The sequence below is a fragment of the Pseudomonas yamanorum genome (assembly GCF_013386765.1).
In the GTDB taxonomy this organism is placed as follows: domain Bacteria; phylum Pseudomonadota; class Gammaproteobacteria; order Pseudomonadales; family Pseudomonadaceae; genus Aquipseudomonas; species Aquipseudomonas yamanorum_A.
Window position 1 is genome coordinate 1 of the sequence record NZ_JACARE010000017.1, and the last position, 13,776, is coordinate 13,776.

12 protein-coding genes are annotated in these 13,776 nt (G+C 59.5%); 1 reads left to right on the forward strand and 11 read right to left on the reverse strand.

The window, feature by feature from the left end:
- The 3 genes from HX875_RS11455 to HX875_RS11465 form a co-directional block, all read right to left on the reverse strand.
- A partial coding sequence (locus HX875_RS11455; RefSeq protein ID WP_177043280.1) for a DUF6531 domain-containing protein occupies positions 1-3,981 on the reverse strand: 3,981 nt, incomplete at its 3' end.
- Positions 3,982-4,128: 147 nt separating this feature from the next.
- Entirely contained in the window at positions 4,129-4,521 is a 393-nt protein-coding gene (locus HX875_RS11460; RefSeq protein WP_177043281.1) for a MerR family transcriptional regulator, read from the reverse strand.
- Entirely contained in the window at positions 4,460-5,104 is a 645-nt protein-coding gene (locus HX875_RS11465) for an NAD(P)H-dependent oxidoreductase (protein ID WP_177043282.1), read from the reverse strand. Before HX875_RS11465 ends, HX875_RS11460 begins: the two co-directional genes overlap by 62 nt.
- 399 nt (positions 5,105-5,503) lie before the next feature.
- On the opposite strand from HX875_RS11465, the gene HX875_RS11470 reads away from it, so the two are divergent.
- The gene (locus HX875_RS11470; RefSeq protein ID WP_010174728.1) at positions 5,504-5,815 is read left to right on the forward strand and encodes a DUF6124 family protein; all 312 of its coding nucleotides are present in this window, start codon (positions 5,504-5,506) and stop codon (positions 5,813-5,815) included.
- A 236-nt stretch (positions 5,816-6,051) separates the two neighbouring features.
- Here the strand turns inward: HX875_RS11470 and HX875_RS11475 are convergent, their stop codons facing one another.
- The 8 genes from HX875_RS11475 to eat form a co-directional block, all read right to left on the reverse strand.
- Complete coding sequence (locus HX875_RS11475) at positions 6,052-6,828, reverse strand: LexA family transcriptional regulator (RefSeq protein ID WP_177043283.1); 777 nt, start codon at positions 6,826-6,828, stop codon at positions 6,052-6,054.
- A 214-nt stretch (positions 6,829-7,042) separates the two neighbouring features.
- Positions 7,043-7,570: an inorganic diphosphatase gene (gene ppa, locus HX875_RS11480; protein ID WP_003219382.1), complete on the reverse strand. Its 528-nt coding sequence runs from the start codon at positions 7,568-7,570 to the stop codon at positions 7,043-7,045.
- A 93-nt stretch (positions 7,571-7,663) separates the two neighbouring features.
- Positions 7,664-8,494 (reverse strand): zinc-dependent peptidase, encoded by an 831-nt coding sequence (locus HX875_RS11485; protein WP_177043284.1) that lies wholly within the window; start codon positions 8,492-8,494, stop codon positions 7,664-7,666.
- Between the two features lie 6 nt (positions 8,495-8,500).
- On the reverse strand, positions 8,501-9,157 hold the full coding sequence (locus tag HX875_RS11490) for a DedA family protein (protein ID WP_177043285.1): 657 nt from the start codon (positions 9,155-9,157) through the stop codon (positions 8,501-8,503).
- Positions 9,158-9,397: 240 nt separating this feature from the next.
- Positions 9,398-9,856 carry a GNAT family N-acetyltransferase gene (locus HX875_RS11495; RefSeq protein WP_017476271.1) on the reverse strand — a complete coding sequence of 153 codons (459 nt, stop codon included), beginning with the start codon at positions 9,854-9,856 and terminating at the stop codon, positions 9,398-9,400.
- A 92-nt stretch (positions 9,857-9,948) separates the two neighbouring features.
- Positions 9,949-10,797: an ethanolamine ammonia-lyase subunit EutC gene (gene eutC / locus HX875_RS11500; RefSeq protein ID WP_177043286.1), complete on the reverse strand. Its 849-nt coding sequence runs from the start codon at positions 10,795-10,797 to the stop codon at positions 9,949-9,951.
- A complete protein-coding gene (locus HX875_RS11505; protein WP_177043287.1) occupies positions 10,794-12,188 on the reverse strand; it encodes an ethanolamine ammonia-lyase subunit EutB in 1,395 nt (464 codons plus the stop codon). The genes eutC and HX875_RS11505 overlap by 4 nt, the downstream gene beginning before the upstream one ends.
- Positions 12,189-12,252: 64 nt before the next feature.
- Positions 12,253-13,686 (reverse strand): ethanolamine permease, encoded by a 1,434-nt coding sequence (gene eat / locus HX875_RS11510; RefSeq protein ID WP_177043288.1) that lies wholly within the window; start codon positions 13,684-13,686, stop codon positions 12,253-12,255.
- Between the last annotated feature and the right edge of the window lie 90 nt (positions 13,687-13,776).

Sequence of the window (13,776 nt, forward strand, 5' to 3'; positions counted from 1 at the left end):
TTGGCCGTAGGCGCGGTAGTGGGCGGACCAAACGATTTCGCCGTCGGGCGCGGTGAGTTCTTGTGGGGTGCCAAGGTGGTCGAGTTGGTAGTGGAAGGGTTTTGCGTCTTCCGGGCCGTAGCCTTTCAGCAGCGCTAGCGGGCGGAAGCTGTTGGGTTCGTAGAGATAGCTCTGGTGATGATCGGCGCTGTGTTCGGCGATCAGCGTGTCGCCTTGCCAAAAAAACTCGGTGGTTTGGCCTTTTATCGTTTTGGTGATGCGCCGACCGAACGGGTCGTAGCGGTAGCTGGCCTGTGTGCCGTCCGGTTGGATGACACTGATCAGTCGATGCTGGCAGTCGTAGCGGTACTCGGTGACCAGTTGCTGGGCTCGGCCCCGACGTTCGCGCAGGAGGTTGCCGAAGGCGTCGTAGTCGTAATGACGGTCGCCTTGCATCAACAGGCGGTTGCCTTTGACTTCGCTCGGGCCGACGCGGTCTTGCATCAGCAGATTGCCCGCCGGGTCGTGAACGAAGCGTTCCTGCAGGTCGTGCGAGTGGTTGGCGCGGGTCAGGCGGTCGAGTGGGTCGTAGTGGTAGTCGTGCTGGCCTTTGCGGGTGTCGAGGATGCGGGTCAGGTTGCCGCGTTTGTCGTAATCGTATTGTCGGCGTTGGTGGCGTTGTTCCTGTTGGGTGATGGCGTGGGCGTGCAGCCGGCCCTGGTCGTCGTAGTGGTAGTGGCTGAGGAGTTGTCCCTGCTGGCGCTGGTGTTCGCGACCGGATTTGAACAGGTGCGAGGTGAGCGGGTTGCCATTCAGTTCGACGGTGGCGAGGTCGCCTCCTTTGTCGTGGTGGAAGGCGAGGCGGTTGTTATCCGGAAGGCGTAATTTTTCGAGTTGGCCGCATTCGTCATAGCCATAGCGCAAGGTGCCCCAGCCCTGATGTTCGGCGGTGAGGCGGTTTTGCAGGTCGTATTCGTAGTGCAGCGGCCAGTGGCCGTCGTCGACGCTGAGGAGGTTGCCGAGTCGATCGTAGGTGTAATCGACAATGCTGCGGTCGTGCAGGGTTTTTCTTACGAGGCGACCGGCTGCATCGCGCTCATATCGGGTAACCAACTGACTCCCATCGTCACCGTATTCGGTCTTTTCCAGCAGATGCCCGGCGAGGTCGTAGACGTAGGCGGTACGTCGGCCATCAAAGCCGGTTTCCTGCTGGATCAGGCCGTTGGCGTGATAGTCGAGCCGATAGGTTTCGCCGACTTCATTTTCAATCTCAGTCAGTAACAACCGGGCATTGTCGTAACGGTATTTGAGCTGCGTGCCGTCGGGATTAATCCGACGGCTGATCAGGTGCAAACCGTCTGCATACTCATAGCGAGTAACCCGACCCAGTTCATCGCGCTCGGCAGTGATTTTTCCGTACGGGTTGTAGCTGAATTCGCGGGTTGCCCCACCGGGCTGAATCACCTTCAGCAAACGACCTACGGCGTCCCACTGATACTGGGTCAGCGCACCATACTCATCCACGCAGGCAACCTGCCGGCCCAGGTCGTTGTAGCGATAACGCCGTACACCGCCATTCGCCAGCTTCTCCTCGATTAGCTGGCCACGTTCATTCCAGATAAAGCGCTGACTGCTGTTGTCCGGATGCCAAACGCCGCTGAGCTTGCCGTGTTTGGTGTAGGTGTATTCGGTGTAGTTACCGTCCGGATCGGTCTTGCGGGTGATATCGCCCTGGTCGTTACGCTGGTATTTCCAGACCGCCTCACCACGGCGTACAACTCGAACGAACCCGTTGTCATGCTCGTAGGACGTGGGCGCGTCATCCCCGGGAAACAGCGCAATCAACCGACCGGCTTCGTCGTACTGATACGCCGTCACCGCCCCGAGTGGATCCTGCTCGACCGTCAGCCGGCCTTTGTCATCGTAGGATTTGAAGTGCTCGGCACCGTCCGGATCAATTCGCTGCACCAGCCGTGCGCGCTGGTCGTGGACGTAGACTTCCTGGCTGCCATCGGCGTTGTGAACGGTGACGCTGCCGTTGTCGTCCCAGGCATACCGCGTGTCCATCTGGGAAAAACTGGCCCGGTGGCGGATACACCTTGCAGATTTACCGGACCTTTCCCACTCCCAGAAAAAACTCGCCCCACCAGCCAGTTGCCGCTCCAGGATCACCTGCTGATCGTCGTACCGATAACGCTCGCTTTCGCCGACAGCGTTGGTCGCCTCAACCAACCGCCAAGCGTCGTCATACTTGTAGGAAACAGCGTTCTGCTCGGTAACCCAGTCCAGTTCCCGCTGCATCTGATAGTCGACGGCAACGATATGTCCACGGTCATAACGCAGCAGCAATCCTTGGCCGACGTGGTTATCAATCCGCTGAATCCGCCCGGAGTAGTCGCGGGAAATGCGCAGCCGGTTGTCGTACGCGTCGCTGATCGACGTGAGCACACCGTCGCGGAAGTGATAGAAAAGAGAGGTTTGAGCCAGTACCAATTCATCAGGCAAAGCGCCCAGATAAATCGCTGCTTCCGCCAGGCTATTGGTGATGGCTGGCCGCGTAGCAGAGGGCAGGGGAAACGTCGTGCTGCGGTTTTCGTGATCGGTCCAGACCACCGTTTCACCGCTAACCACCAACCGCTGAGCCAGCGAATGGCTCCAGCCAAACCCCAACCCGCAATCCACTTCCACCGCACTGCTGCGATACAACCGCGTCCAGGCAAAGGGCAACACCCCATCCAACGAACCGTCGGTGAGCGTCAGCAGTTCCTCACCGGTAACCATCGACACCGGGCAGCCATTGGTTGCGGTCTTGTCTGCGGGAGCCGCCGCATCGCCGCCGGGGTTCTTTGCAGAGGAGGGAGCATCATCGACATGCGCTTTCTCCCGAACCACGGTGTTCTGACGCGGCCCCCAGCGCATCTGCACACCACCCTTTTTCAACCCCTCAACGGCGCCCCGAACCGCTACTGTCTTGTACCGTCCCACTGTCCCCATAAAGCTCTGAAGAACACTGAATATGCCCTTCACAAACTCAATGGCCGCCTCAACAATCCGAGCGCCATACCTGAGCGCACGCGAGCTCAAATAAGCGATGCCCGCCGCCGGCAGAACAACCGTCAGCAAAGCCGCCACCAACAAATCGATCAGCAACGACACCACAAACCCGGCCACCGCCTCGGCGGTGCTACCGGCGATCTCACTTGGTGGTAACGCCGACAGCCAAATCATCGCCGTGCGCAACATCAGGTACAGCGCCGCCTCATCACTGGCCAGCAACATCGCCTGTTCCATGACTTTTGGCGCAGTGCGAGCCAGTTCCATCAATTCGTTGGCTTTGGCTCCCAGGCTTTCAAACAACTGGCCCGGATCCTTGAAGATCTCCTGCACCTGCTTGATGGCGTCCCACACACCAGTAATCGCCGCCCAACTTCCCGCCAGCACGCCAGTGCCAATCGCGCTCGAAGTGGACCGTTCCCAATGCGGCTTGAAACCATTCCATTGCTTGCGAAGCCAGCTTTCCAGGTCAGCGGTCAAACCGTCGTAAGACGAAAACAGCGCCTCGACCTGCTCGTCCGAAACACCGCCTTGCACCCGTATCCGGTAGCGCTTGCCGGCCACGCAGGGGTGAGAGCCTTTCCCCTGTTCATCGAGCATGACCACGGTAGAGCTGCCGTCATCCAGCCCAATCACCTCAACCGGAATGCCTCCCAGCGGTACGTCATACACCGACTCAAACTTGCTCTCGATCTCCAGTAGGCCGCCGACCTCACAACGCACCACCGTCGAGAAATTGTCATCGGCCATGCTCACCGACTTGCTCGAATTCCCCGCCCGAATGACCCGATCCATCCCCAGCAATGACGGCAAATCCGCTGCATGACTGACCTTGTCCAACCCCTGCGAATACCAGGCGCCCACCTGCTGGCGATACACCGCCAGGCTCTGATGAAAGCCATCCAGTTCATGTTCGATATGGGCAATGTGGGACGAAGAAGCAGTCATCCGTGACGTCTCTGCAAAGGGGAGGCGTCGGAGTCTGCAACAGCAAAATGGGGGCTGGACGAGTGGTCCGGAAAATCAGATTGGGCTTACGGGGAGGGTGATTTTTTCCGTACCGAGCGGCTGCCCGGCACTACGTAAAACAGAGATTCAGCTCATTGACGGCAGTGGCGTTTTCAGTGGTGCGGTGCATTGGCCCTGAGCATCCTTGAGGCTGGCCTCAAACTCGACCAGCCCCCCGTGCATCTTTTGCAACGCCTCAATCTGCCGCACCAGCTCCTGCTTCTTGCTGGCGATCGCTTTGTCCGCAAGCTCCCAGGGCAATCCATCACCGTGATGTCCGCCCAGAATCGCCTGCAACTCCTTGAGCTTGAAACCCAACTGTTGAGCGCACTTGATGAACGTCAGCAGTTCGACGCTCTCTGCAGCGTAAATTCGATAACGACCTTCCCGCAGCGGCGGCGGCAACAGGCCGATCGCCTCATAGTGACGAATCGCCTTGATCGTGGTGCCCGACAACTGCGCGGCTTTGCCGATGTACATGAAAAGTCCTTTTCCCAAAAAGTGCGCCGGCCTGTTTCAGCCACTGTTCCCGCTGCGCTGATGTGGAGCCCAGCACCGGCCCGAACTGCAATGTCTTGATCGGCTGGATGCCACAAAACGCCAGCGTCGTCTTGCGCATCTGATGCAGCGCGGGCATGCGGTAGAACCACCTGTAATACCACGGCGGCGTGTCGAGGGTCACCAGCAAATGCGCGGTTCTACCCTTCAGGAGTTTGTCGGGGAAGGCCTTGCCCTTGCGGTATTTGAAGGCGAAACCGGACAGGAAAATCCGGTCGATAAAACCCTTCATCAATGCCGGAATGCCACCCCACCAGATGGGGAAAACAAACGTCAGATGATTGGCCCACAGGATGTCGGACTGGGCGCTGAGCAGGTCGGGTTCCAGGGGTTGGGCCTGGTTGTAGCCGTTGTGCAGGATGGGGTCGAACGTCAGGTCGCCCAGGCGCAGGACACGTACTTCGTGGCCGGCAGTTTTGGCGCTGGTGACGTAGGTGTCGGTGAGGGCAGAGCAGAAGCTGGTGCTGGAAGGGTGGCCGAGGATGACCAGGATGCGTTGGCTCATGGTGGTGGAGTCCTGAAAGATAGGATTTCAGGGTGAGGTGTGACCTTAGGGGGAGAGTCAAGAAGTGGCAGTGATTGGGAATGGCCAGGAAGACTCATCCCTTTCATTTGCAGGACGTTTCCTAGAGAATTCCAAGTGCTTGCGCCAGCAAAATCCCGCGACTAGTCTGCGTTCCGTCACTGCATATTCAGTGATCGGGTTTAGTCGCCCGGATTCGATTGGCGCACGATCAGTTCATGAGTCAGGCCGTTTTTCGCCTGCACTTTTATGGTGGCTGTGCGCAGGGCGTCCTCGGGCGCGCCGGGTTTCCAATCGACCGGTCGACTAACCTGCGTACAGCTGCCGCCTTCGTTTAGTCGCGAGGTGTGGTGGCTCCAACTGTTTGATTGGAGATTTACCATGGTCAAAGTTACCCCCGATCCACCCGCATTCCACAAAGCCTTACTCCGCGACACTGATGCCTCACGCCGAGTGATTGATCGCTACCTCAAAGCGCCGGATGCGCAGCCTTCACCCAATCCGTTTACCGTTGATGACGAACTGAGTTTCGAAGATGCTTTGGCCCATGCTGCCGAGCTTTTGCATTGCGCCGTGGCGACCGCCCAGGCGTCGACCGAGCCGCTGAATGGTTCGCAGCGCGCGGTGATGCATTTGGTGGAGATGTCGAAGGTGGTGGTGGATCGAGCGCTGGATTGTTTGCAGCCGAGGTGAGTTGACTTCTCGCCCCGAGTTTCTTCCAGGCATTAAAAAGCCGGCTTGTGGCCGGCTTCTCGGGGACTGGTTCAGCTTATTTTTGGTAAACCTCACCAGCCTTCAAATCGTTCACCCAAACTCGCGCCCGGGTGATAAGGGGCATCAGCGGGAACTCCTCCGCATCGCCAGGCAGGGCGGACCGGCTTTACACCAACCCCCTGCCAAATGTGCGGCGCATAATACCCACATTCCCTTCAATTTCCCAGCTTCGGATCCGATTTAGAGCCTTCGTAGCCCAATAAATGCTCATCCAGCGGCACTGGCGGGCGGCGGTTATTCAGTGTCGCCCACCAGAACACCCAACCCAGAATTTCAAAGTTCTGTTCATGCCGCTGTTCATAGGTCAAAAACTCGTCCGGATGTTCGGCGCTGTTGTGGCTGCGCATCCGCAGTCCGCCTCCAGGCCGGTTGTAGAGGTATTTGATGCGCAGCATTCCGTCGTGTTCTACCGCATAAATCTCGCCATCGATAATCTGTTTGCGGCCGCAGTCGATGGCAAGGGTGCTGCCGTCCTGGATGATGTCGATCATGCTGTTGCCGACCATGTAGGCGCCGAGGGCCCGCTCGGGGTTTACGCCGATGGTTTCAAGGGTGTGCAGGGAGAGGCGGATGCTTTCGGTTGAGGTGAAGGTGGGGTGGAGGGGGATCTCCACGTCGATTTTTACCGGGGTTGAGACCGGGTGGGCGATGTAGTTGCCGGTCTGTTCACGGGCGATACGGTGTGTGTGGTCTGCATCGGATCCTTCCAGCAGGAAGTTGGCGGGTGGATGTTTGGGGCCTTCGCCTGTGCGCAGCCAACGGCTGGTGACGCACAGCAGTTCTGCGAACTCGTTGAGACGGCCCATGGGGACACCGCGTTTGAACCAGTTGTTTACGTGCTGAGGCGTAACATCGCGGTTCTTGGCGAAGTCGGAAGCGGAAAGATGAACTTCCCTTAATAGCGCTCTTAAGCGATCACCTGATGTATTCATAAACGCAGAGTTTACTGGCCGTAAAATCAGATCAAATAAACCATGCGTTGAGTTGCCGTATGTAGGTGTTTCCTTATTGAAGGCTTATTCTGTTAGTTAACTAAACTAGTTAAACACGCTCTGTAAAAGTGTTTATTAGTGTGGTCGGATGTTTATATTTTTCCCACAAAAAAAGCCCCGAATAATCGGGGCTTTTTTAGAGCGAGTAGCGGTATCAGCCTTTGTAGGCAGCGACCGACTTCAGGATCTCGGCGCGGGCGGCGTCTGCGTTGCCCCAACCGTCGATCTTCACCCACTTGCCTTTTTCGAGGTCTTTGTAGTTCTCGAAGAAGTGTTTGATCTGTTCCAGCAGCAGTGGCGGCAGGTCGGTGTATTCCTTCACGTCGACGTACAGCTGGGACAGCTTGTCGTGGGGTACTGCGATAACTTTGGCATCGCCGCCGCCATCGTCAGTCATGTTCAGGATGCCGACCGGGCGTGCGCGGATAACCGAACCTGGGGTAACCGGGTAAGGGGTCACGACCAGCACGTCGAGGGGATCACCGTCGTCAGCCAGGGTGTTTGGGATGAAACCGTAGTTGGCCGGGTAGAACATCGGGGTGGCCATGAAACGGTCAACGAACAGGCAGTCGCTGTCTTTGTCGATTTCGTATTTGATCGGCGCGTGGTTGGCCGGAATCTCGATGGCGACGTAGATGTCGTTCGGCAGGTCTTTGCCAGCCGGAATCTTGCTGTAGCTCATTGGGCGTTGCCCCCGTAGTTGGCCATGAAACATGGCCGGATTGGCCTAAAAGTGGCGGCGATTATAGGCATATTCTGACGCCGATGCCATGCGTCAGACGTCGTAGGGCGCTTGGCGTTCAGTCTGATACCGCACGTCGGCGACTTGCAGTCGGTGCAGGCGCGCCAACGGGTCCTGGCGGTAGAAGTGGCTCAGTTGTTCGTACACCTGTGGATAAGTGTTGGCCAGTAAATCCGGGGCACTGAAGAAATATTCGCTGGTGACGGCAAAGAACTCCGCGGGGTTTTCCGCGGCGTAGGGGTCGATGGCAGTTTCAGCGTTCGGGTTGCGGTCGAGCTGGCGGTTGAGGTCGTCGAAGGCGCTCTGCATGACGCTGGCCCATTCCTGCACGCGCATGTCGTGGTGCAGCGGCGGCAGGCCGTTGGCGTCGCCGTTGAGCATGTCCAGCTTGTGGGCCAGCTCGTGGATCACCAGGTTGTAGCCTTCCCAGTTGCCGCTGGCCAGTACGCCGGGCCAGGCGAGGATCACGGGGCCTTGTTGCCAGGCTTCGCCGCTGTGTTCGCCGTCCCACTCGTGTTCCACGCCGCTGGCGTCGCGATGGCGCTGGGGGCTGAGGAAGTCGTCGGGGTACAGCACGATCTCGTGGAAGCCCTGGTACCAGTCAAGGTCGCCAAGGTTCATCAGCGGCAATTGCGCCTGGGCGGCGAGCAGCAGGCGTTGTTCCTGGTGCAGGTCGACGCCGGGCAGGGCGGTGAGGTGTTTTTCAGCCAGGAACACCACACAGGCTTCCCGCAGCCACTGGTCTTCTTCTGCGGTGATGCCGTCGAGGAAGGTCAGGTGGTGGCGCACCCGCTGCCACATTTCATCGGCAATCGGGTGCTTGGCCAGCAGGCGCCGGCGACGCCAGGCGCTGAGGGACCACATCGCCGGTTACTGCGGCTTGGCTTCGGTGGAGCTGCGGCCGAAGCGGCTGCGGAACACGCCGATGATCATCGGTACCAGCGACAGCAGGATGATGAACACCACCAGCAGCGACAGGTTTTTCTTGATGAACGGTACGTTGCCGAAGAAGTAGCCCAGGGTTACGAGGCCGCCCACCCACAGGATGGTGCCGAATACGCTGAACCCGAAGAAGCGCGGGTAAGGCATTTTGGCGATGCCGGCGACGAACGGTGCGAAAGTCCGCAGGATCGGCAGGAAGCGCGCCAGGGTCACGGTTTTGCCGCCGTGCTTGTCGTAGAAATCGTGGGTTTTTTGCAGGTAGTCGCGGCGGAAGATTTTCGAGTTGGGGTTGCTGAACAAGCGTTCCCCGGCCGTTCGTCCTATCACGTAGTTGGTGCTGTCACCCAGGATGGCCGCGAGCATCAGCAAGCCGCCCAACAATACCGGGTCCATGCCGCCGCCTGCTGCGATGGCGCCGGCGATGAACAGCAAGGAATCACCCGGCAGGAAGGGCATGACCACCAGGCCTGTTTCGCAAAAGATAACCAGGAACAGAATGGCGTAGATCCACACTCCGTAGTTTCTCACCAGCATGTCGAGGTACACGTCGAGATGCAGGATAAGGTCGAGCGGGTTGAAATCCATGGATGGCACCTGTGTGAATGGCCTGGCTCAGCGGGCCTGTGCGGAGGCTTCGGGTAATAAGGGCTACAAGGTTGTGGCTTATTTCTTACGACCCTGAAAGGTCCGCATTATACGGATAGAGTCGTGAAAAGCGTGTTGGTTTTGTAGCGGGGAATGTCGCGACATCGAACGTATTGTAGACACAGAGTCCGTGTGGGAGGGGGCTCCCACAACAGATGTATGAGGTTTGGTTAATAGATGTCAGTCATCGCTGATGGGCAGCACGTAGTTCTTGAACTCGGTGTCTTCCCGAAAGCCGATGGACTCGTAGGTCTTTTGCGCCACCTGGTTGTCGCTACTGGTGGACACCCGCAAGCGCACGGCGTGAGTTTCCTTGGCCATCTTCTTTGCGGTGCGCATCAGGTTGTCGGCCACCAACTGCCGGCGAGCATCCTCGGCCACGTAGATGTCGTTGAGGATCCACACGCGCTTGAGGGAAAGCGAGGAATAGCTTGGATACAGCTGGCAAAAGCCGAGCAGTTTCTTGTCGTCATCGTCGGCCAGCGCCAGGTAGATCACCGACTCCTTGCGGCGCAGGCGTTTTTCCAAGAAGGCACGGCTTGAATCGGGGAAGGGCAGTGCGCCGTAGAACTCGCGGTATTTGACGAAAAGCGGGGTCAACAGGTCCAGGTGTTCCAGGGTCGCTTGAGTTATCCGCATGCCAGGCCTCAACTTCCAAATGGGGTATGACCACACGAGCGGCCGTGTCTCGATGCTGCCTAAAGCGGAGAAAAAGCGCAATCGTGCAGGGATCAGTCCTTCGGCGGGCTGAGCAGGAAGTTGCCTTTCATCAGGTCGGGATCATCCGAATCGAGGGTTTGTACCTGCGCTTCATCCTTGAGGTTGACCCCCGACAACTGCCGTCGGCAGGCCTCACGCATCAAGTAAAGCAGGCGATGCGCCGCCATGCCGTAGCTCAAGCCTTCCAGCCGCACATTGGAGATGCAGTTGCGGTACGCGTCGGTGAGGCCGACCTTGGGGTTGTAGGTGAAATACAGGCCCAGGCTGTCCGGTGAACTGAGCCCCGGCCGCTCGCCGATCAGGATCACCACCATTTTCGCCCCCAGCAACTGGCCGACTTCATCGGCGACGGCGACGCGCCCTTGTTCAACCAGAATCACCGGTGACAGGGACCAGCCTTCAGCGTGGGTTTGTTCTTCCATGCGTGTCAGAAACGGCAGCGTGTGTTTATGCACCGCCAGGGCCGACAAGCCGTCGGCCACCACCACAGCCAGGTCCACGCCGCCCGGGTTGGCGTCGGCGTAGTCCCGCAAGGTCTGGGCGGATTCATCACTCAGGCGCCGCCCCAGGTCCGGGCGTTGCAGGTAGCTGTGGCGGTCGACAGCGGCGCTGTGCAACAACAGGCTGTCACGGCCACGTTCTGCCAGTTGGCTGCTCAGTCCTGCATGATCAAACGGCAGGTGTACAGCGTCCCGCGCTTGAGCGTGGGCGAACTGGAAATCCAGCTGCGCGCCGGTGGGAATGCTGGTGCCGGTACGGCCCAGGGCAATCCGCGCCGGAGTCAGGCGCCGCAGTTCCAGCCACGGGTTGTCTACATTATTTTCCGGGGTGTCGATGTGCACAGGCGGTTCCTTCTTCATCCCAGTTGCGCCAAGGCGTGGCGGAAGGCCGGTGGCAGGCTGTTGCCGAAGTGCACCTTGCCGTCGGCTTGCGTGAAGATGCCCATTTTCGCCAGCCACTGTTCAAACTCCGGCGCTGGCTTTAAACCCAATGTTTGCCGGGCGTAGAGCGCGTCGTGGAACGAGGTGGTCTGGTAGTTGAGCATGATGTCGTCGGAGCCCGGGATGCCCATGATGAAGTTGATCCCGGCCACGCCCAGCAGGGTGAGCAGGGTGTCCATGTCGTCCTGGTCGGCTTCGGCGTGGTTGGTGTAGCAGATGTCGCAGCCCATCGGCACGCCCAGCAGCTTGCCGCAGAAGTGGTCTTCGAGGCCGGCGCGGATGATCTGTTTGCCGTTGTACAGGTACTCGGGGCCGATAAATCCTACGACAGTATTCACCAAAAATGGCTTGAAATGCCGCGCCACGGCGTAGGCTCGGGTTTCGCAGGTTTGCTGGTCGACGCCGAAGTGCGCGTTGGCCGACAAGGCGCTGCCCTGGCCTGTTTCGAAATACATCAGGTTTTGCCCGAGGGTGCCGCGATTCAGGCTCAGGCCCGCCTCGTAGCCTTCCTGCAGCACGCTCAGGCTGATGCCGAAACTGGCGTTGGCCGCCTCGGTGCCGGCGATCGACTGGAACACCAAGTCCAGCGGCACGCCACGGTTGATGGCCTCGATGGAGGTGGTGACGTGGGTCAGCACGCAAGCCTGGGTGGGGATTTCGTAGCGCTGGATGATTGCGTCGAGCATTTCCAGCATGGCGCAGATCGAGGCGATGCTGTCGGTGGCCGGGTTGATGCCGATCATCGCGTCGCCGTTGCCGTAGAGCAGGCCGTCGAGAATGCTGGCGGCGATGCCTGCCGGTTCATCGGTGGGGTGGTTGGGTTGCAGGCGCGTGGACAGGCGCCCGCGCAGGCCCATTGTGCCGCGAAACTGTGTGACCACCCGGATCTTCTGCGACACCAGCACCAGGTCCTGCACGCGCATGATCTTCGACACGGCCGCGGCCATTTCCGGGGTCAGGCCGGGCGCCAGGGCGCGCAGGCTTTGTTCATCGGCTGCGTCGCTGAGCAGCCAGTCCCGCAGGCCGCCGACGGTCAGGTGGCTGACCACGGAAAATGCCTGTTTATCGTGGGTGTCGATGATCAGCCGGGTGACTTCGTCGCTTTCGTACGGGATCAGCGCTTCTTCAAGAAAGTGCTTCAGCGGAATATTGGCCAGGGCCATTTGCGCCGCGACCCGCTCGCCGTCGTTCTGGGCGGCAACGCCGGCCAGGAAATCTCCGGAGCGCGCCGGGCTGGCCTTGGCCATCACGTCCTTGAGGCTGTCGAAGCGGTAGGTCGATGCACCCACCGCGTGGGAAAAGCTTGCCATACAGAGTCTCCTTGTCGGTGCGGGCAGAATGTGAGTAAAGCGCCCGCACCGAGGTTTACGGCGTTTAGTGCAAGGCGGCCTCTGCGGCCTGGATCGCCGCAAATTCTTCTTCCGGCGTGCCTGCTACCAAGTGATGCCGACTGTAGAAAGCAAAGTAAGCAATTAATACTCCATAGATGATCGCAGCGCCAATCACCACGCGCGGATCCACCAGGAAGCCCGCCACAACGGCGATGCAAGCCAGTACCAGCGCGACGCCCGAGGTGAAGATGCCGCCCGGTGTGCGGTACGGGCGATCCATTTTGGGGCGGCGGATGCGCAAGGTGATGTGCGCGGCCATCATCAACACGTAGGAAATGGTCGCGCCGAACACGGCCACCAGGATCAGCAAATCACCCTGGCCGGTCAGTGACAGGCCAAAGCCGATGATGCCGGGGATCACCAGAGCCAGGACCGGCGCCTTGCTTTTGTTGGTCTGCGACAGCTTGCGCGGCAGGTAGCCGGCGCGGGACAGGGCGAAGATCTGCCGGGAGTAGGCGTAGATGATCGAGAAGAAGCTCGCGATCAACCCGGCCAGGCCCACCAGATTGACGAAGTGGCCCATCCACGTGGAGCCACCGTACGCCTTGGACAAGGCTTCCACCAGCGGATTGCCCGACGCCATCAGCGCATAGGCACCAGCACCGCCCGGGGCGATCACCAAAATCAGCAGGGCGAAGCTGGTCAGCACCACAATGGCGCCGATCAGGCCGCGCGGCAGATCGCGTTTAGGGTTCTTGGTTTCTTCGGCGGCCAGCGGTACGCCTTCGACGGCCAGGAAAAACCAGATCGCGTAAGGAATCGCCGCCCACACGCCGACATAACCGAAGGGCAGGAAAGTGCTGGCGCCCTTGGCCTCGGTCACCGGGATGTCCAGCAGGTTGGCGACACTGAAGTGCGGCACCATCGCCACCAGGAACACGCCCAGGGCAATCGCGGCGACGGCGGTAATCACAAACATCAGCTTCAACGCTTCACCCACGCCGAAAATGTGGATGCCGATAAAGATGATGTAGAACGCCAGGTAGATCATCCAGCCGCCGATGCCGAACAGCGACTCGCAATAGGCACCGATAAACACCGCGATGGCGGCGGGGGCGATGGCATATTCGATGAGGATCGCGGTGCCGGTGAGGAACCCGCCCCAAGGGCCGAACGCGCTGCGGGCGAAGCCGTAGCCGCCGCCTGCGGTAGGAATCATGGAAGACAGTTCGGCCAGGGAGAAACACATGCACAGGTACATGGTGGCCATCAGCAGTGTGGCGAGGAACATGCCGCCCCAGCCACCCTGGGCCAGGCCGAAGTTCCAGCCGGCGTAGTCGCCGGAGATCACGTAGGCAACGCCGAGGCCGACCAGCAGCACCCAGCCGGCAGCGCCTTTTTTCAGTTCTCGTTGTTGGAAGTATTCGGTGCCGACTTTTTCGAAGTCGACGGAAGAGCCAGTGGGTTCGCTGGGCATGTGAAAGTACCGTCCATTGTTATTGTTCTAATTCGGCATCTTTGTGCCGGATGAGGTAGCAACGACTGTGCGAAGTTCAACTGTGGGAGC